The organism is Pseudomonas mangrovi (assembly GCF_003052585.1).
Lineage (GTDB): Bacteria > Pseudomonadota > Gammaproteobacteria > Pseudomonadales > Pseudomonadaceae > Aquipseudomonas > Aquipseudomonas mangrovi.
Genome location: NZ_QASN01000007.1, coordinates 124,701 through 143,793, shown reverse-complemented (window position 1 = coordinate 143,793; position 19,093 = coordinate 124,701). Strand labels below are relative to the sequence as shown.

The window sequence follows — 19,093 nt, the reverse complement described above, 5'->3', positions numbered from 1 at the left end:
TCAGTCCAGACGCAGGCACTGGCGTTCTTCGTCTGTGCAGCGCTCGACCTGCCAGCCTTCAGCGTGTTTGCGCGCAGCCTGCCAGCGATCGCCTATTCGCTCGACACTTAGCCAGCGCGTGCTGTCGCGCGAGTAGGCGCGCGGCTGCGCGATCGGCAACTGCTGTGCGTCGACGATGAAGATCACTTCGTCGAGAAAGTAGCCTCGGATGTGCTTGAAGTGATGCCGGTCGCGCGTGGTGCCCTGATACCAGAGCAGGTTGTAGTGGCTGTCCGGCAGTTGAACGCGCGCATCGATTCTCGTGAGCATCTGCTCGCGGCTGACCCGCTCGCTGCTCTGGCAGGCAGCCAGCGACAGCAGCAGGAGGATTGTCGGCAGGCGTGGCATGGTCTTGGTCCCGGACTGGAAGGCGCGCAGGTTAGCCTGCGTCAGCAGGGTGGGCCAGCTTCTGGTAGCGACAGATTGCGCGCGAAATGGGCTGGCAACTGGCAATAAACCCGCGCCCCATGCGTTTTTGCAGGCACCGGGCTCTATCGTCCAGAGCAAACAGGCACGGCGCGAGCGTGCGGACAGGCGGCGTTTTACAATCGCCAGGGGCTTTCCATACTGACGATCCGCTATGTGTCACGCGGTCGCATGGCGCCAACCCATCCAGGGATCAAACCCAGGGACGGCGTACCGGATCGTGTAGTGGAATTGGATGTGCGGGCAGGTAAGCCAGTCCTCGTTGAATAGGAGTGTTCGACATGTCCAACCTGCCTGAAAATCCGAGTTTCCCTCCTCTGCCAGATCTGCTCGCGGGGCTTCCCGATGAGGGGCAGTCCGACGATAACGTCGTGCGCAACGCCAGCATTGCAGGCATTCAGCCCGGGCTGGTGAGTCCCGGCCTGACGAGTCCCGGCCAGATCATCTTTCCGCAGCTGCGCAGTCTGCGGGCGGGCTGCTGGCTACTCAACTACCGGCCCAACGGGGGAGCGCTGGTTTCCTATGACGGCACGCTGCGGGTCGAGGCGCATAGCGAGGGACGTACCGCCAGCGGCGATCTTTACCAGCGGCCGGTGATCTTCCTGCCGGTGCCGTTCGCGTCACCCATGCCGATTCTCGAGGCGAGCGGGCTCAGCCCCGCGAACATGCAGCTCAAACCGATCATGCTGGCCGGGCCCAACCCCGCGTCGGGCATCCCGATCCTGGCGCGCGGGCGTTACCGCTACTACCTGCGGGTGACTGCGTTGCCGGAGTATTTCTACGCCGGTAACAGTTTCAGTCTTGGCTTCGAGATGTGGCGCTTCAACGCCCCCAACAGCTGGGTCAAGGAGAGCACCCTGACTGCGCAGATGGTACGTATGAACGGCCCTGCCGGCTATCCATCGCCTTCCGATTACGCCGAGGGAGATGTGCGCAACGCCGCCAATCAGATTGTCGGGCGCCTGACGATGGGCTGGCTGTCGACCTTCCTGCGTCGTTGCACGGTGGAAATCGACACTGTCAGCGGCTCCGAGCGGCCGACTCAGAGTGGTGCCGGTCACACCTGGGCGACGGTGATGAATGCCGTTGGCTGGCAGACCACATTGCACCTGAGTGACGTCAACGTTGCCGAGCCGAGTGGGGCGTCCTGGTCGAATGCGGAGATGCATGCGGCGATGCTGGCCCGGCGGGCGGTGGTCAATCTGGACAGCGAGTGGCGCTATCACATACTTGCGGTCAAGAACATCGACTCAACGCCGCGCGGGATCATGTACGACGCTGGTGGCAGCGACTCGAACAACGTGCCGCGCGAGGGTGTCGGGATCGCCTCGCACTGGACCATCTCGGCTGGCTGGGGGACGGTCAGCGGCCAGCGCTTCGGTGCCGCCGCGGCGCCGTATTTCCGTACGGCGGTGCACGAGCTGGGGCACGCCATGGGGCTCTATCACAATTCCGCCGATTTCGGCTTCATGTGCACCAGCGACGTGATCGCTGCCGGCGCCACGCCGGCAACACCATTTCCGGCGAACATCCAATGGTCGTTCCATCCGGACAACCTCAAGCAGCTGCGTCACTATCCCGATCCGTTCGTACGTCCGGGCTCGGTCGCCTTTGGCGGTGCGTCGAACAATACCCCGGCGATCACTCCAACCGATCTGGAGGCGGATGTGCTCGGCCTGCACCTGGAGGTCAAGGCGCTGCTCGGTGAGGTTCCCCTTGGCGCGCCGGTGCGCGTGTCGCTGGCGCTGATCAATCGCGGCGAGGTGCCCCTGCTGGTACCTGCCAACCTCAGCCTGAAAAGCGAATTCGTCAGTGGCAGCGTCAGCGATCCCAGCGGCAACGTGCGCAGCTATCGCACCTTGATGCACTGCATCGAAGAGTCGCCGTTCTGCCTCCTCGAGCCGGGCGAGCGGATCGAGAACGCCATGACGCTGATGCGTGGCTCGGAAGGTGCGCTGTTCGGTACCTCGGGTATCCATGAGGTCAAGGTCGAGGTGCATTGGGACGTCGACGGGATGATTGCGCACCTTGAGGGCAGTGCCAGTGTCATGGTTACCGCGGCGGTGGATGCCGAACACGCGGCCGCTGCGCACAAGGTACTGGGTACACCGGATGCGCACCTGGTACTGGCCATAGGCGGCGATCACCTGACTGACGGCATCGAGGCTATTCAGGCAGCGCTCGACTCGCCGGTGCTGCGCCCGCACTTCGCAGCCATCGAGTGCAAGCGACGGGCTCGCGGATTCATGAAGCGCAAACCCGATATCAAGGCGGCCGAGGCGTTGCTGAGCAAGGGCACGGTGATGAGCGCCGACGAGCAGGAGAGCATCGCGCGCCTGTTGTCGGACGGCTCCGGTGCGCTGGCGCGCAGACCGAAAGCCAAGCCTGCAAGGCTGGCCAGCGCCAAGTGAGTGATTCGCGCGTGTGGTGTGTGCCGCACGCGCGACCCTTTGCCGCCACGCCGTGCGTGGCGGTACTTCTCTGCGGATGTCAGGAGGTTGCAGTGGTGCACCAGGCGGATTTGCCAGGCAACTGGCGCAAGCAGGAGCAGACCACGGGCGCGGAACAGTACGCGGCGACGCTGCGCTTCGAGAAAAACGGGCTGTATGTCGGAACTGCGGAGCCGGCCGGAGCCTTCACCTGGTGGGATCAGGGGACCTGGGAAATTCGCGGCCCGACGACTCTGGCGTTGTCGACGGCCAACGACGAGGTGGTCAGCTATCGCTTCGAACTGGTCGGGGATGAACTGCGCATCACCGATGCCGACGGCCGCAGCGTGCGTTACCGTCGTGGCGATTGATCCGACTCAGGCTTCGTCGAGCGCGAATGCCGTCAGGGTGAAGGTGGGAATGCCCATGTCCTGCAGCTTGCGCGAGCCACCGAGCTCGGGCAGGTCGATGATCGCCGCGGCTTCGTACACGCTGGCACGCATGCGCCGGGCGAGGGTGGCGGCGGCCACCAGGGTGCCGCCGGTCGCGATCAGGTCGTCGATCAGCAGCAGGGAGTCACCTTCGCAGAGGCTGTCGGCGTGCACCTCAAGCTTGGCTTCGCCGTACTCGGTGCTGTAGGTCTCGGCGAGCACGTCGGCCGGCAGCTTGCCGGACTTGCGAAACAGCACCAACGGGCGGTTGAGCTGGTAGGCGAGGATCGATCCGATCAGGAAGCCACGGGCATCCATGGCGCCGATGTGGCTGCAGTCGCTTTCCACATAGCGTTGCACCAGGCTGTCGATGACCATGCGCAGGATGCGCGGCGACTGGAACAGCGGGGTGACGTCGCGAAAGGTCACGCCGGGCTTGGGGAAGTCGGTGACCGCGCGGATCTGCGACTTGATGGCGAATTCGTCAAAGATCATCGGGGCAGGCTTCTCTTGCGGCGATGAAGGAAGACGGGCGCTGTCTGCGCCCGTCGATCAGGAGTCGAGGCTGCCGCCGGCGAGGGCGCACAGCTCGATGGGGTCGATGATGTGAACTTCCTTGCCTTCGGCCGCGAGCAGATTGGCCTGCTGAAAGCGGGTGAAGACGCGGGACACGGTTTCCACCGCCAGCCCCAGGTAGTTGCCGATCTCGTTGCGTGACATCGCCAGACGGAACTGGTTGGCGGAGAAGCCGCGGGCGCGGAAACGTGCCGACAGGTTGACCAGGAAGGTGGCGATGCGCTCGTCGGCAGTCTTCTTCGACAGCAGCAGCATCATCTGCTGGTCGTCGCGAATCTCGCGACTCATCAGGCGCATCAGCTGGCGGCGCAATTGCGGCAGCTGCACCGACAGGTCGTCGAGGCGGTCGAAGGGGATTTCGCAGATCGACGTGGTTTCCAGCGCCTGGGCGGAAACCGGATACAGCTCGTTGTCCATGCCGGACAGGCCGACCAGTTCGCTCGGCAGATGGAAGCCGGTGATCTGCTCCTCGCCACCGTCGCTCAGGCTGAAGGTCTTCAGCGCGCCGGAGCGCACGGCGAACACCGAGCTGAAAACGTCGCCCTGGCGGAACAGATAGTCGCCCTTCTTCAGCGGGCGTCCGCGCTTGACGATCTCGTCCAGCGCATCCATGTCCTCGAGGTTCAGCGACAGCGGCAGGCACAGCGCGGAGAGGCTGCAGTCCTTGCAGTGCGCCTGGGGCAGGGCGCGCATCTTGTTGGACTCGGACATGGGGCGGCTTCCTGGGATAAACACGCAATGTGCGCAAGGTTACCCCAAGGACATTGGCGCCAGCTAGCCAAAAGCACTTACTAAGGCGAAGGTCGCAGGGCGCTCTGGCAGCGACACTGCGGGCTGGGCTCAAGCTTGGCGCCTGGCTGCCGACAGACAGGCATTCGCATGACTGATGGAGCCTGATGTGCGTATCGACCCCGCGACACCCCTGGCCAACCTTACCCGGCGCATGCAGCGGCAGACGGCCGAAGCGGGCGGCGCCCCCGTTGAGGACTGGCGCGACAGCGCGCGGGTAAGCCTTTCCGCTGCCAGTCGCAACCTGTCTGCCAGGGCCCGGGAACAGGACGGGAACAAGGACATCGACGAGAGCGGCCTGCCCTCCAGCGTGCGCGACCTGCTGAAGATGATCCGCGAACTCAAGGCGCAGATAGCCGAGAAACAGGCGCAGCTGCAGGCGCTGATGAGCGATGCCGGCATGGACCCGGAAGCCAGGCGGCTCAAGCTCGAAGCGCTGCGCAACGAGATCTCGACTCTCAATGGTGCGCTGACTTCGGCGACCGCCAACCTGACCAAGATCAGCCGCGAAAGCGACCTGTCCAAGGAGCAGATGCAGCAGGTTTCCACTCTGCTGGTCAGTTGACCCCCGCGGATCTCAGATGACCTGCGATAGCCGCGGCGTTGCCAGGTGCGGCTGGTAGCGATCGAACAGCACGCACAGCGCGTGCACCAGCAGGCGGCCTGGCGGCAGCACTACCAGGCGATCTGCCGCAAGCTCGATCAGTCCGTCCGCAGCCAGCTGCTCCAGCTGTGGCCAGATCTCGCCGAAATACTCGTGCACGTCCAGGTCGTAGGTCTTTTCCAGTTCGCTGAACGATAGCTGGAATTCGCAGGTGATCTGCTGGATCGCCGCGCGGCGGATGCGGTCGTCCTGGTTGCAGATCAGGCCGCGCACGGTCGCCAGCTGGTCGTTGCCAAGGCTCTGCTGATACAGGTTGATGTCGCTGTGGTTCTGGCAGTAGAGATCGCCGATCTGGCTGATCGAGGACACCCCGAGCCCCACCAGGTCGCAATGGCCATGGGTGGTGTAGCCCTGGAAGTTGCGTTGCAGGGTGCCGTCTTCCTGGGCGGTGGCCAGCTCGTCGTCGGGCAGGGCGAAGTGGTCCATGCCGACGTAGCGGTAGCCGGCCTCGGTGAGCTGCTCGATGCTGCGTTCGAGCATCGCCAGCTTGTCCGTTGCGCTCGGCAGCTCGCTCGCATTGATCCGGCGTTGTGGCAGGAAGTGCTCCGGCAGGTGGTTGTAGTTGAACACCGAGACCCTGTCCGGCTGCAGCGCGATGACCTCGGCCAGGGTGCGCTCGAAGCCTGCCGGCGTCTGCCTGGGCAGGCCGTAGATCAGGTCGATGTTCAGCGAGCGGAACTGCAGGGTGCGCGCTGCCTCGACGATGGCGCGGGTCTGGTCGAGGGTCTGCAGGCGGTTGACCGCGCGCTGCACCTCGGGGTCGAGATCCTGCACGCCGAGGCTGACGCGGTTGAAGCCCAGTTCGCGCAACAGCCCCATGGTCGACCAGTCGGCCTCGCGCGGATCGATCTCGATGCTGTAGTCGCCGGAGTCGTCGTCGAGCAGGGTGAAGTGCTGGCGCAGCATGCCCATCAGGTGACGCAGCTCGTCGTGGCTGAGAAAGGTCGGGGTGCCGCCGCCCAGGTGCAGCTGCTCGACGTGCTGGCGCTGGTCGAGATGACAGGCGATCAGTTCGACCTCGCGCTGCAGACGTTCCAGATAGGGCTGTGCGCGCCCGCGGTCCTTGGTGATCACCTTGTTGCAGCCGCAGTAGTAGCAGATGCTCGCGCAGAACGGCAGGTGCACGTAAAGCGACAGCGGCCGCAACGCCTTGCGGCTGTCGCGCAGCGCGTGCAGCAGATCGAAGGAGCCGACCTTGTCGTTGAACTGCTCGGCGGTGGGGTAGGACGTATAGCGCGGCCCCGCCAGGTCATAGCGGCGGATCAGATCGGTGTCCCAGCGGATGGCGTCAGGCATTGGGGGCGTCCCCGGTTATACGGTCAGTGGCTGGCAGTCTAGGGACTGGCCGACTGCGGCATCTTGACCTGTATCAAACCGGGCTGACTGCCTGCCCTTGAGCCCCTCAGTGCCCCATCAGCCAGTGCTGGTGCGGGCCGGGCAGGGTCCACAGGCCGAACAGGATCACCAACACACCGCCGGCGATGCGCACGCCACGCCGGCGCAGCAGGGCGGTCAGGCGTTCGGCGGCAAGACCGGTGGCCAGCAGCACCGGCCAGGTGCCCAGGCCGAAGGCGAGCATCAGCAGGGCGCTGTCGATGGCGTCACCCTGGCTCGCGGCCCAGAGCAGGGTGCTGTAGACCAGCCCGCAGGGTAGCCAGCCCCAGAGTGCACCGAGCAGCAGCGCGCGCGGCAGGCTGCTGACCGGCAGCAGGCGTCCGGCAAGCGGCTGGATGTGTTGCCACAGGCCGCGACCGAGAGCCTCGATACGGGTCAGCCCGCTCCACCAGCCGGCCAGGTACAGGCCCATGCAGATCAGCAGCAGGCCGGCGACGATGCGCAGGCCGAGCGCCAGGGGACCGCTGGCGATTGCCCAGCCGGCCAGGCCGAGAAGCAGTCCGGCAAGGCTGTAGCTGAGAATCCGCCCGAGGTTGTAGGCCAGCAGCAGGCGGAAACGGCGCGCGCGTTGCTCCGGCGGAATGGCCAGGGTCAGCGCGCCCATCAGTCCGCCGCACATGCCCAGGCAATGGCCGCCACCGAGCAGGCCAAGCACCAGCGCGGAGAGCAGCAGCGGCGTCAGCTCGATCACGCCCTGGGGTCCTTGTCGTCCTGGGCTTCATCCACGCCGGCCTGATGGCGCGGGTCCTCGTCGTCGAAGAGGATGCTGTGGGCCGGGCCGTCGAGGTCGTCGTACTGACCGCTGTCGACCGCCCAGAAGAACAGCCAGATGGCCAGGGCGACGATGATCACGGCGATCGGGATCATTACGTAGAGCGCGGCCATGGAACCTCCGGGGGGATTGGTGTACAGGGTATTCAATCAGCTGTGGCGCGACCTGGGCTGGTCGCCGCCTGCGCTCAGACGCAGGGCGTTGAGCACCACCAGCAGCGAGCTTGCCGACATGCCCAGCGCGGCCCAGATCGGGGTGACCCAGCCGACGGCGGCGAACGGCAGGATCAGGCCATTGTACAGACTGGCCCAGGTCAGGTTCTCGATGATGATCCGGCGGGTGCGGCGGGCCACCGCAAGGCCTTCCACCAGGCTGTCCAGGCGGTTGGACAGGAGTACTGCGTCGGCGCTGGTCTTGGCCAGATCGGTGGCGCTGCCCATGGCGATGCTGATGTCGGCGGCGGCGAGTACCGGCACGTCGTTGACGCCGTCGCCGAGCATCAGCACCGAGCGACCTTCGCTGTGCAGCTGGCGAAGCACCTCGAGTTTGGCGTCCGGGGTCAGGCCGCCGCGGGCATCGGCGATGCCCAGCGTGCGCGCCACCTCGGCGACCATCGGCGAGCTGTCGCCGGACAGCAGCACTACCTGCCAGTTGCGCGCCCGGCAGGCGTCGAGCAGGGCGGCGGCATCGCTGCGGATGCGGTCGTCCAGCACCAGCCAGGCGAGCGGGCCGTCGCTGTCGCCGAGCAGCAGCCACTGGCCGTTCTGCCCGGGTATCGGTGGCGCCGGCTGCTCCGCCAGGGCGCTGACGAAATCGGCTCGGCCGATGCGCAGCCTGCGACCCGCGACAACGCCTTCCAGGCCCAGGCCGGGGAGGCTGTCGACCTGTTCGGCAGCTACCGGCGCGCGGCCGAAGGCGCGGGCGATCGGGTGTTCCGAGCGATTCTCCAGCGCTGCCGCCAGGGCCAGGCAGGCGTCCTGATCCAGCGCCCCGAGCGGGTGGATGGCGCTCAGGGCGAGGCGTCCCTCGGTCAGGGTGCCGGTCTTGTCGAAGATCACCGTATCGATCCGGTTCAGGCCTTCCAGCACGTGACCACGGGTGATCAGCAGACCGAGCTGGTGCAGCCGCCCAGTGGCAGCGGTGAGGGCGGTCGGGGTGGCCAGCGACAGGGCGCAGGGACAGGTGGCGACCAGCAGCGCGAGAACGATCCAGAATGCGCGCTGCGGATCGATCTGCCACCAGACCAGGCCGACCACCGCGGCGACGCCGAGGACGATCAGCAGGAACCACTGTGCGACCTGATCGGCCAGCTCCGCCAGGCGCGGCTTCTCGCCCTGGGCGCGTTCGAGCAAGCGGACGATGGCCGACAGCCGGGTGTCGTCGCCGAGTGCCTGGACCTGCAGGGTCAGCGGGCCTTCGACATTCAGGGTGCCGGCGGTGACGCTGTCGCCTTCACCGCGTGGCAGCGGCAGGTACTCGCCGGTCAGCAGCGATTCGTCGATGCTCGACTGGCCGCTGAGAATGATCCCGTCCGCCGGCAGCAGCGCACCAGGCTGGACCAGTACGCGATCCCCCAGCACCAGTTCGCCGAGCAGGATACGCTCGGGCTGATCGTCCTGATCCAGACGCAGGCAGGATGCCGGCAGCAGGTTGACCAGCTGTGCGGTGGCCGCCGCGGTACGTTCACGTGCGCGGCGCTCCAGATAACGGCCAGCGAGCAGGAACAGGGCGAACATGCCGACGGCGTCGAAATACAGCTCGCCCACACCGGTCACCGTCGACCAGATGCCGGCGACATAGGCGCCGCCAATGGCCAGCGAGACCGAGACGTCCATGGTCAGGTGTCGGGTGCGCAGGTCGCGCAGCGCGCCGCGGAAGAAGTCGGTGCAGCAGTAGAAGACGATCGGCGTGGTCAGCAGCAGGCTGGTCCAGCGCAGGATGCTGTCCATGCCGGCGGACAAATCGATGTTGAACTCCGGCCAGGTCGCCATGCTCGCCATCATCACCTGCATCCACAGCAGCCCGGCGACGCCGAGCTGACGCAGGACTCGACGGTTCTCCGCAGCCATGCGCTCCGCGGCCTGGTCGGCCTGGTAGGGGTGGCCGGCGTAGCCGATGCGACGCAGCTCGTGCAGCAATTGGCTGAGCGGCAGCCGGGCGTCGTCCCAGCGTACTCGCAGGCGCTGGTTGGACAGGTTGAGCTGGGCTTCGCCCACGCCCGGCATTGCGCGCAGGTGCTTCTCGATCAGCCAGCCGCACGCGGCGCAGCTGATGCCCTCGATCATCAGGCTGGTTTCAGCCAGCTCGCCACTGTGGCTGACGAAGGGCTGCTGGACGTCGGCTCGGTCGAACAGCGCAAGTTCGTCGCCAAGTGCCTTGGGCAGTGCTTCCGGGTTGGCCGAGCTCTCGCTGCGATGTCTGTAGTAGCTCTCCAGGCCGCCGGCGACTATCGCCTCGGCTACCGCCTGGCAGCCGGGGCAGCACAGCTCGCGAGTCTCGCCGAGAATGCGAGCCTGAAAGCGGCCGCCGGAAGGAACCGGCAAGCCGCAGTGATAGCAGGGCAGGGGAGTGGTCATGCTGGGGCGATCTATCGCGGCCGCAAGGCCTTCGACCTCAGTAGCTCAGGTCGATCGGCTTACCTTCTTCGAGGGTCTTTTCCTCGAACAGGCGCCAGTCATTGCCACCTTCATCGCCGAGCAACTCGACGAAGCGGCGACCCACCACTGCTTCCTGCAGCAGTCCCTCGTAGAGACCGCCACCCAGTGGTTGCAGAACGATGCGGCGGTCCTTCTCCGGTTGGGTCGGCGAGATCAGGTTGAGCACCAGCTGGCGCGGGCCGCTGGCGCCGGACAGCTGCAGCCGGGCCTGGCCGCGCTCGCCGTCGAGTTCGATCTGCGCCTGCATCTTCAGCCGCGTGGCGAAGTTCTCGCGCTCCAGCGACTGGTTGATGCCCTTGCCGGCATCGTAGTAGTTGGTCACCACCAGGCTGTCCGCGGTCTTGATCGATATGGTCAGCAGCGACAGGCCCAGGACCACGGCGAACATCAGGATGCCGATCAGGAACCAGGGCCAGAACTGCTTGTACCAGGGCGCAATGAACTCTTCGGACTGCATGGGACTATCTTTCCTAGCGTACCGGGCCGGTGAAGCGGCTATCGGTGTGGTTGCTGATTTGCGGGTCGTCCTTGGCCCGGACATGGAAGACGATGGTATTGGTACTGGCCTGCAGCAGTTTCGGGTCGAGGCTCAGGTCCACTTGCACCGGCAGGACTTCCCCGGCCAGCGCCGTGACTTCGCGCTTGCCGTGATAGACCAGGCCGTCCATGCCCTCGACCTCGATGACGAAGGTCACCGGCTGCTGCGCCTTGTTCATCACCTTGAGGGTATAGGCGTTTTCCAGGTGGCCGTCTTCGTTGTAGCGGAACATCACCCGGTCCTTGATCACGTCGAGCTTGACCAGGCTGCGTTCCATCAGCGCGTAGCCGAACAAGCCCATCATGGCGATCAGCGCGACGGCGTAGCCTATCAGGCGAGGTCTGACCAGGTGGGTCTTCTGCCCGGAAAGATTGTGTTCGGTTGTGTAGCTGACCAGCCCGCGCGGGTAGCCCATCTTGTCCATGATGCTGTCGCAGGCATCGACGCAGGCGGCGCAGCCGATGCACTCGATCTGCAGGCCGTCACGGATGTCGATGCCGGTGGGGCAGACATGCACGCACATCTTGCAGTCGATGCAGTCGCCCAGGCCTTCCTTGCGGTAGTCCATGTCGCCTTTCTTGCGCGGGCCACGCTTCTCGCCGCGACCCGGGTCGTAGGAGACGATCAGGGTGTCCTTGTCGAACATCACGCTCTGGAAGCGCGCATAGGGGCACATGTAGATGCACACCTGTTCGCGCAGGTAGCCGGCGTTGCCGTAGGTGGCCAGGGTGAAGAAGCCGATCCAGAACGCTGCCCAGCCGCCGACTTCGAGAGTCAGCAGGTCGGGCACCAGTTCGCGGATGGGGGTGAAGTAGCCGACGAAGGTGATCCCGGTGAGCAGCGCCACGCCCAGCCAGATGCTGTGCTTGGCCAGCTTGCGCAGGAACTTCTGTGCGCTCATCGGGCTCTTGTCGAGCTTCATGCGCTGGTTGCGGTCGCCCTCGGTGACCTTCTCGGCCCACATGTAGACCCAGGTATACACGCTTTGCGGGCAGGTGTAGCCGCACCAGACACGGCCGGCGAACACGGTGATGAAGAACAGGCCGAAGGCGCAGATGATCAGCAGCCAGGACAGCAGCATGAAGTCCTGCGGCCAGAAGGTGGCGCCGAAGACGTAGAACTTGCGCTCCGGCAGGTTCCACCAGACGGCCTGGCGGTCGCCCCAGTTCAGCCAGACGGTGCCGAAATAGAGGATGAACAGCAGCGCACCGCCACCCAGTCGCAGGTTGCGGAAGATGCCCTTGAAGGAGCGGGTGTAGATCTTTTCGCGCTTGGCGTAGAGGTCGACGGCTTCGACCTGCTTGGGGGTGACGTCACGAACGGGAATCTGGTTGCTCATCAATGCGTACCACGGCTTTGGTGTGGGTTCCCCGGTCGTGTATACCGTCCGGGGTATTTATACCTGCCGCCTATGGTACGCCCTGATGCGTCCCGCCCGACTGCGACCCTGGGTCGCGGCGAGCCTCGGATTACTCCTCGGCCGGCTTCTGCGAGAGGCTATAGACGTAGGCTGCGAGCAGGTGAACCTTGTCGTTGCCCAACAGGTCCTTCTGCGCCGGCATCTTGCCGTTGCGACCGTAACGAATGGTCTGCTGGATCTGTGCAAACTCGAACCCGTACAGCCAGACCTTGTCAGCCAGGTTGGGCGCGCCCATACCCTGGTTGCCCTTGGCGTCATTGCCGTGACAGATTGCACAACGCGCGCCGAAGACTTCTTGACCTGCAGCAAGGTCGAGGTTCTTCGGATCGGTTTCCTCGTCACTCAGCCCGGAGAGGCTGCGCACGTAACCGGCCACGTTGCGGATTTCCGCCTCGCTGAGCATGTCCTGATGCGCCGGCATCGCGGCCTGGCGACCTTCCATGATGGTCTTCTTGATGGTTTCCGGCTCGCCGCCCCACAGCCAGTCATTGTCGGTGAGGTTGGGGAAACCGTAGCCGCCCTTGGCCGAGGTGGCATGGCAGACGGTGCAGTAGTTGGTGAACAGGCGCGCGCCGATCTTCATCGCCTGTTCGTCTGCTGCGACCTCCTCGAGCGGCATGCTCGCGTATTTCTGGAAGATCGGGCCGTACTCGGCGTCAGCGCGGAGCATTTCCTTTTCCCACTCGTGTACGCCGGTCCAGCCACCCTTGCGCTCTTCCTCGGGCAGGTGCGCCTCGGTAGCGAAGGGGGTCTTGTTCTCGGTGTCCAGGTAGCTGTAGCCCGGCAGTACGCCGCGCCAGTTGCCCAGGCCCGGGTAGAGAGCCAGATAGCCGACACCGAAGATCAGGGTGGCGACGAACAGCATGAACCACCACTTTGGCAGCGGGTTGTCGTACTCCTCGATGCCGTCGAAGGAATGGCCGACGGTTTCGTCGGTGGTGTCGGAGCGCTGGCCCTTGCGGGTAGCGAAGATCAGCCAGGTGAGCGCCAGCAAGCTGCCGACGGTCAGGGCAGTGATGTACCAGCTCCAGAATTGGGTCATTCGTTCTTACTCCTAGAAGCTTGCTCGTCACGCACGCTGGAATCGGGCTCTTCGTCGGAGAAGGGCAGGTTGGCAGCCTCGTCGAAGCTGCTCTTGCGCTTGCTGTTGTAGGCCCACAGGACGACGCCGATGAAGGCGACGAATACCAGCAGGGTGCCAAGTCCGCGAATCAGCCCGATATCCATGATGCGTTACCGTTTGTTCGTGATTGAAGTGCCCAGCGACTGCAGGTAGGCGACGATGGCGTCCATCTCGGTCTTGCCTGCGACGGCCTCCTGGGCACCGGCGATGTCTTCGTCGGTGTAAGGCACGCCCAGCACGCGCAGCGCTTCCAGCTTCTTCGCGGTGTACTTGCCGTCCAGCTTGTTCTCGACCAGCCAGGGGTACGCCGGCATCTTCGATTCGGGGACCAGGTTGCGCGGGTTGTACAGGTGCGCACGCTGCCAGTCATCGGAGTAGCGGCCGCCGACACGGGCGAGGTCCGGACCGGTACGCTTGGAACCCCACAGGAACGGGTGGTCCCAGACGCTTTCACCGGCGACCGAGTAGTGGCCGTAGCGTTCGGTCTCGGCACGGAACGGGCGGATCATCTGCGAGTGGCAGCCGACGCAGCCCTCGCGGATGTAGATGTCGCGACCTTCGAGTTCCAGCGCAGTACGCGGCTGCATTCCCTGAACCGGTACGTTGACCGCGTCCTGGAAGAACAGCGGGACGATCTGCGTCAGGCCGCCGATGCTGACGGCCAGGATCATGAACAGAGCCAGCAGGCCGACGTTCTTCTCGACTACTTCATGCTGTTTCATCAGTGCGCTACCTCAACGATCTTGGCGGCGGTGTCGAACTCGGCCGGTTTGGCGGCGCGCACGGTGCGCCAGGTGTTGTAGGCCATCAGCAGCATGCCGGCGACGAAGAAGGCGCCGCCCAGCGCGCGGATCACGAAACCGGGGTGGCTGGCTTCCAGTGCTTCGACGAAGGAGTAGGTCAGGGTGCCGTCCTCGTTCACCGCACGCCACATCAGGCCCTGGGTGATGCCGTTGACCCACATCGAGGCGATGTAGAGCACGGTACCGATGGTGGCCAGCCAGAAGTGGGTGTTGATCAGGCCGATGCTGTGCATCTGCTCGCGACCATAGACCTTCGGGATCATGTGGTAGAGCGCGCCGATGGAGATCATCGCTACCCAGCCGAGGGCGCCGGCGTGTACGTGGCCGATGGTCCAGTCGGTGTAGTGGGAGAGGGCGTTGACGGTCTTGATCGACATCATCGGACCTTCGAAGGTCGACATGCCGTAGAACGCCAGCGAAACCACCAGGAAACGCAGGATGGGGTCGCTGCGCAGCTTATGCCAGGCGCCCGAGAGGGTCATCATGCCGTTGATCATGCCGCCCCAGCTCGGTGCCAGCAGGATGATCGACATCACCATGCCGAGGGACTGGGCCCAGTCCGGCAGGGCGGTGTAGTGCAGGTGGTGCGGGCCGGCCCAGATGTAGACGCTGATCAGCGCCCAGAAGTGGACGATCGACAGGCGATAGCTGTAGATCGGGCGCTCGGCCTGCTTCGGCACGAAGTAGTACATCATCCCCAGGAAGCCTGCGGTGAGGAAGAAGCCCACCGCGTTGTGGCCGTACCACCACTGCACCATGGCATCGGTCGCACCCGCGTAGATCGAGTAGGACTTGAACCAGGTAACCGGGATTTCCAGGTTGTTGACGATGTGCAGCATGGCCACGGTGAGGATGAAGCCACCGTAGAACCAGTTGCCGACATAGATGTGCTTGGTCTTGCGCTTGACGATGGTGCCGAAGAACACGATCGCGTACGTGATCCAGACCACGGCGATCAGGATGTCGATCGGCCACTCGAGCTCGGCGTATTCCTTGGAGCTGGTCCAGCCCATCGGCAGGCTGATCACGGCCAGTACGATGACCGCCTGCCAACCCCAGAAGGTGAATGCCGCCAGACCGTCGGAAATCAGTCGGGTATGGGAGGTGCGCTGCACCACGTAGTAGGACGTGGCGAACAGTGCGCAGCCGCCGAAGGCGAAGATCACCGCATTGGTGTGCAGTGGCCGCAGGCGACCAAAGCTGGTCCACGGGAGGTTCAGGTTCAGGTCCGGCCACACCAGCTGCGCGGCGATCAGAACGCCGAGCGCCATCCCAATGACCCCCCAGACCACCGTCATAATGGCGAACTGGCGGACCACCTTGTAGTTATAAGCAGTCTGACTGATTGCTGTACTCATTTTAGGGGTTCCACGGTTAGAGGCATTCACAAGGCAAAAAACGGCGGCAAGTATGGAGAAAGCAGGTTGCCAATGCAACGACGCCCGGCCCCGCCTGCAGGCCGTAAAACGGCCGAAATACAAGGTCTTGCGCACTCTGCCGAGCCACATTTGCGGTCAATGGGGTGCAGAACGGCACCACCTTAAGGAAGGCATCGCCTTGGAGTTCTTGCGCTGCGGCGACTGTCGCGCAGTCTAGGCCATATGACCGAGCATTGCAGGAGGAAAAGGCGTGCAGTGCGACACTGCGCCGCAGGCGTTCGTCGGCTTGGCGTCAGGGGGAGATAGAGCGGGGAGGGTGCTGGCGGCGCGGACACCGCCAGCGGGTATTGCGGGTGTTACTTCTGTGCGGTTTCTTCGGCCTGGTGCGACAGGCTGTAGACGTAGGCCGCCAGCAGATGGACCTTGTCGTGGCCCAGGTACTGCTCCTGCGCCGGCATCCGGCCGTTGCGGCCATAGCGGATGGTCTGCTGCAGGTCGGTCAGTTCCACGCCGTAGATCCAGCCGGCCGGCTTGGTCAGGTCGGGGCCACCCATCATGGCGACACCCTTGCCGTCCGGCCCGTGGCAGGCCACGCAGGTGCTGGCGAAGATCTGCTTGCCGGCTGCCACGTCGGCGGTACTGCCTTCCAGCGGCAGACCGGCCAGTTCACCGCGGACGTAGGCGGCGACATTCTTCACCCCTTCTTCCTGGATCACCGCGGCCCAGGCCGGCATCACACCGGTACGTCCGGCGAGGATGCTGGTCTTGATCTGCTCGGGCTCACCGCCCCAGCGCCAGTGCTTGTCGGTCAGGTTGGGGAAGCCCGGCGCACCCTTGGCGCTGGAGGCATGGCAGACGGTGCAGTAGTTGGTGAACAGGCGCGCGCCCACCTTCATCGCCTGCTCGTCGCCGGCCAGGGTGGCGATGTCGGTCTTGGCGTACTGAGCGAAGATCGGGTCGTACTCCTTGCGGGCACGCTCCATCTCGAACTCCCACTGCTTGACCTGAGTCCAGCCGCCGCTGCGCTTCTCTTCCGGCAGGTGTGCTTCGCTGGCGAAGCCGGTTTTTTCCTGGCCGTCGAGATACTGGTAGCCGGGCAACACGCCCTTCCAGTTGCCCAGTCCCGGGTAGAGCGCCAGGTAGGCGACGCCGAAGATGATGGTGCCGATGAACAGCAGGAACCACCACTTCGGCAGCGGGTTGTCGTACTCCTCGATGCCATCGAATGAATGGCCGAGGGTCTGCTCTGTAGTGCCCTTCGGCTCGCCCTTGCGGGTGGCGAAGATCAGCCAGATCAACGCCACCAGGCTGCCGAAGGTCAGCGCGGTGATGTACCAGCTCCAGAACGTGGTCATTGTTGAGTGCTCCTAGATACGGACAGGGCGTGGCCACCCATCTGGGGTTCGTCGGCGAAGGGCAGCAGCGCCGCTTCGTCGAAGGACGGCTTGCGGCGGGCGCTGTAGGCCCAGATCACGACGCCGATGAAGGCGACGAAGATCAGCAGCGTACCGAGGCCGCGAATGGTCCCCGTGTCGAATAGAACGTCGGGCATGGCGCTTACCTCTTGTTCTGCAGGCTGGTGCCGAGCACCTGCAGGTAGGCGACCAGCGCGTCCATCTCGGTCTTGCCCTCGACCGCCGCGCGAGCGCCGGCGATGTCCTCGTCGGTGTAGGGCACGCCCAGGGTGCGCATGGCCGACAGCTTCTTCGCGGTGTACTTGCCGTCCAGGGTGTTCTCGACCAGCCAGGGGTAGGCCGGCATCTTCGACTCGGGCACCAGGTTGCGCGGGTTGTACAAGTGCGCGCGGTGCCAGTCATCGGAGTAGCGGCCGCCAACGCGGGCGAGGTCCGGACCGGTGCGCTTGGAACCCCACAGGAACGGGTGATCCCAGACGCTTTCACCGGCTACCGAGTAGTGGCCGTAGCGCTCGGTCTCGGCGCGGAACGGACGGACCATCTGCGAATGGCAGCCGACGCAGCCTTCGCGAATGTAGATGTCACGGCCTTCCAGCTGCATCGCGGTATAGGGCCGCATGCCCTGCACCGGCTCGTTGACCACGTCCTGGAAGAACAGCGGGACGATCTGGGTCAGACCGCCGATGCTCACCGCCAGGACCATGAACAGGGCCAGCAGGCCGACGTTCTTCTCGACTATCTCGTGGCTTTTCATCAGTGGGCTCCTTCAACCGTGTACTTCGCGCAGGCGGCAACTTCTTCAGGCTTGGCTGCGGCGACGGTTTTCCAGGTGTTGTAGGCCATGACCAGCATGCCGGCGAAGAAGATGAAGCCACCAAGCACGCGGACCACGAAGCCCGGGTGGCTGGCGTCCAGCGCCTCGGCGAAGGAGTAGGTCAGGGTGCCGTCCTCGTTCACTGCGCGCCACATCAGGCCCTGGGCAATGCCGTTGACCCACATCGAGGCGATGTAGAGCACGGTGCCGATGGTCGACATCCAGAAGTGCACGTTGATCAGGCCGATGCTGTGCATGTTGTCGCGGCCGAACACCTTGGGAATCAGGTGGTAGAGCGCGCCGATGGAGACCATGGCAACCCAGCCGAGGGCGCCGGCGTGGACGTGGCCGATGGTCCAGTCGGTGTAGTGGGAGAGGGCGTTGACGGTCTTGATCGACATCATCGGACCTTCGAAGGTCGACATGCCGTAGAACGCCAGCGAAACCACCAGGAAACGCAGGATGGGGTCGCTGCGCAGCTTATGCCAGGCGCCCGAGAGGGTCATCATGCCGTTGATCATGCCGCCCCAGCTCGGTGCCAGCAGAATCAGCGACATCACCATGCCGAGGGACTGCGCCCAGTCCGGCAGGGCGGTGTAGTGCAGGTGGTGCGGGCCGGCCCAGATGTACACCGCGATCAGCGCCCAGAAGTGCACGATCGACAGGCGATAGGAGTAGACCGGGCGACCGGCCTGCTTGGGCACGAAGTAGTACATGATCCCCAGGAAGCCGGCGGTCAGGAAGAAGCCCACTGCGTTGTGGCCGTACCACCACTGCACCATCGCATCGGTTGCACCGGAGTACACCGAGTACGACTTGGTCAGGTGGACTGGCAGCTCCAGGTTGTTGACGATGTGCAGCAGCGCCACGGTCAGGATGAAGGCACCGAAGAACCAGTTGCCGACGTAGATGTGCGAGGTGCGACGCTTGATCAGCGTGCCGAAGAACACGATGGCGTAGGAGACCCAGACCACGGCGATCAGGATGTCGATCGGCCACTCCAGCTCCGCGTATTCCTTGGAGGTGGTGATGCCCAGTGGCAGGGTGATCGCGGCCAGCAGAATCACCAGCTGCCAACCCCAGAAGGTGAAGGCCGCCAGCTTGGGCGCGAACAGGGTGGTCTGGCAGGTACGCTGCACCGAGTAATAGGAGCAGGCGAACAGGGCGCAGCCGCCGAAGGCGAAGATCACCGCATTGGTATGCAGTGGTCGCAGGCGACCGAAGCTGGTCCAGGGGAGGTTCATGTTGAGATCCGGCCAGGCCAGCTGAGCGGCGATGAGGACGCCGACCAGCATGCCGACGATACCCCACACCACCGTCATGATGGCGAATTGGCGGACCACCCTGTAGTTGTAGGCGGTACTGGTTGCTGTGTTCATGTATGGGCTTCCATCCACGGTTACGGGCAGATTTCTTTCGTTTT

The 19,093-nt window shown here is 64.6% G+C and carries 20 protein-coding genes; 3 read left to right on the top strand and 17 right to left on the bottom strand.

Going from position 1 to position 19,093, the window contains the following annotated elements; all coding sequences use genetic code 11:
- Entirely contained in the window at positions 1–387 is a 387-nt protein-coding gene (locus DBO85_RS04840) for a hypothetical protein (RefSeq protein ID WP_108105803.1), read from the bottom strand.
- 359 nt (positions 388–746) lie between these two features.
- Between DBO85_RS04840 and DBO85_RS04835 the strand changes: the two genes are divergently transcribed.
- Both DBO85_RS04835 and DBO85_RS04830 read left to right on the top strand, forming a co-directional pair.
- A complete protein-coding gene (locus DBO85_RS04835) occupies positions 747–2,876 on the top strand; it encodes a zinc metalloprotease (RefSeq protein WP_108105801.1) in 2,130 nt (709 codons plus the stop codon).
- A gap of 95 nt (positions 2,877–2,971) precedes the next feature.
- Positions 2,972–3,265, top strand: a complete 294-nt coding sequence (locus DBO85_RS04830; RefSeq protein WP_146168166.1) for a hypothetical protein — start codon at positions 2,972–2,974, stop codon at positions 3,263–3,265.
- Between the two features lie 6 nt (positions 3,266–3,271).
- Here the strand turns inward: DBO85_RS04830 and DBO85_RS04825 are convergent, their stop codons facing one another.
- Entirely contained in the window at positions 3,272–3,820 is a 549-nt protein-coding gene (locus DBO85_RS04825; protein ID WP_108105797.1) for an adenine phosphoribosyltransferase, read from the bottom strand.
- Positions 3,821–3,877: 57 nt separating this feature from the next.
- Entirely contained in the window at positions 3,878–4,612 is a 735-nt protein-coding gene (fnr, locus tag DBO85_RS04820; RefSeq protein ID WP_108105795.1) for a fumarate/nitrate reduction transcriptional regulator Fnr, read from the bottom strand.
- A 187-nt stretch (positions 4,613–4,799) separates the two neighbouring features.
- Here fnr and DBO85_RS04815 point away from each other — a divergent pair, with 187 nt between their 5' ends.
- Positions 4,800–5,255, top strand: coding sequence for a hypothetical protein (locus DBO85_RS04815; protein ID WP_108105793.1), 456 nt, complete (start codon positions 4,800–4,802; stop codon positions 5,253–5,255).
- Between the two features lie 12 nt (positions 5,256–5,267).
- On the opposite strand, the gene hemN is transcribed toward DBO85_RS04815, so the two are convergent.
- From hemN to ccoN (DBO85_RS04745), 14 genes are all read right to left on the bottom strand, one after another.
- A complete protein-coding gene (hemN, locus tag DBO85_RS04810) occupies positions 5,268–6,650 on the bottom strand; it encodes an oxygen-independent coproporphyrinogen III oxidase (RefSeq protein WP_108105791.1) in 1,383 nt (460 codons plus the stop codon).
- A gap of 106 nt (positions 6,651–6,756) precedes the next feature.
- On the bottom strand, positions 6,757–7,440 hold the full coding sequence (locus DBO85_RS04805; protein ID WP_108105789.1) for a sulfite exporter TauE/SafE family protein: 684 nt from the start codon (positions 7,438–7,440) through the stop codon (positions 6,757–6,759).
- Positions 7,437–7,634 carry a cbb3-type cytochrome oxidase assembly protein CcoS gene (ccoS, locus tag DBO85_RS04800; protein WP_108105787.1) on the bottom strand — a complete coding sequence of 66 codons (198 nt, stop codon included), beginning with the start codon at positions 7,632–7,634 and terminating at the stop codon, positions 7,437–7,439. Before ccoS ends, DBO85_RS04805 begins: the two co-directional genes overlap by 4 nt.
- Positions 7,635–7,670: 36 nt before the next feature.
- Positions 7,671–10,097, bottom strand: a complete 2,427-nt coding sequence (locus DBO85_RS04795) for a heavy metal translocating P-type ATPase (protein ID WP_108105785.1) — start codon at positions 10,095–10,097, stop codon at positions 7,671–7,673.
- Between the two features lie 37 nt (positions 10,098–10,134).
- Positions 10,135–10,635: a FixH family protein gene (locus DBO85_RS04790; protein ID WP_108105783.1), complete on the bottom strand. Its 501-nt coding sequence runs from the start codon at positions 10,633–10,635 to the stop codon at positions 10,135–10,137.
- A 13-nt stretch (positions 10,636–10,648) separates the two neighbouring features.
- Positions 10,649–12,055, bottom strand: coding sequence for a cytochrome c oxidase accessory protein CcoG (gene ccoG, locus DBO85_RS04785; RefSeq protein ID WP_108105781.1), 1,407 nt, complete (start codon positions 12,053–12,055; stop codon positions 10,649–10,651).
- Between the two features lie 130 nt (positions 12,056–12,185).
- A complete protein-coding gene (gene ccoP, locus DBO85_RS04780) occupies positions 12,186–13,178 on the bottom strand; it encodes a cytochrome-c oxidase, cbb3-type subunit III (RefSeq protein WP_108105779.1) in 993 nt (330 codons plus the stop codon).
- Positions 13,175–13,363, bottom strand: a complete 189-nt coding sequence (locus tag DBO85_RS04775) for a cbb3-type cytochrome oxidase subunit 3 (RefSeq protein WP_108105777.1) — start codon at positions 13,361–13,363, stop codon at positions 13,175–13,177. Before DBO85_RS04775 ends, ccoP begins: the two co-directional genes overlap by 4 nt.
- Positions 13,364–13,369: 6 nt before the next feature.
- A complete protein-coding gene (gene ccoO, locus DBO85_RS04770; RefSeq protein ID WP_108105776.1) occupies positions 13,370–13,981 on the bottom strand; it encodes a cytochrome-c oxidase, cbb3-type subunit II in 612 nt (203 codons plus the stop codon).
- Positions 13,981–15,420, bottom strand: a complete 1,440-nt coding sequence (gene ccoN, locus DBO85_RS04765) for a cytochrome-c oxidase, cbb3-type subunit I (protein WP_108105774.1) — start codon at positions 15,418–15,420, stop codon at positions 13,981–13,983. The genes ccoO (DBO85_RS04770) and ccoN (DBO85_RS04765) overlap by 1 nt, the downstream gene beginning before the upstream one ends.
- Before the next feature lie 377 nt (positions 15,421–15,797).
- Complete coding sequence (locus tag DBO85_RS04760; RefSeq protein ID WP_108105772.1) at positions 15,798–16,796, bottom strand: c-type cytochrome; 999 nt, start codon at positions 16,794–16,796, stop codon at positions 15,798–15,800.
- Positions 16,793–16,993, bottom strand: a complete 201-nt coding sequence (locus tag DBO85_RS04755) for a cbb3-type cytochrome oxidase subunit 3 (protein ID WP_108105770.1) — start codon at positions 16,991–16,993, stop codon at positions 16,793–16,795. Before DBO85_RS04755 ends, DBO85_RS04760 begins: the two co-directional genes overlap by 4 nt.
- Positions 16,994–16,998: 5 nt before the next feature.
- A complete protein-coding gene (ccoO, locus tag DBO85_RS04750; protein WP_108105768.1) occupies positions 16,999–17,610 on the bottom strand; it encodes a cytochrome-c oxidase, cbb3-type subunit II in 612 nt (203 codons plus the stop codon).
- Positions 17,610–19,049 (bottom strand): cytochrome-c oxidase, cbb3-type subunit I, encoded by a 1,440-nt coding sequence (ccoN, locus tag DBO85_RS04745; RefSeq protein ID WP_108105766.1) that lies wholly within the window; start codon positions 19,047–19,049, stop codon positions 17,610–17,612. Before ccoN (DBO85_RS04745) ends, ccoO (DBO85_RS04750) begins: the two co-directional genes overlap by 1 nt.
- Positions 19,050–19,093: the final 44 nt, after the last annotated feature.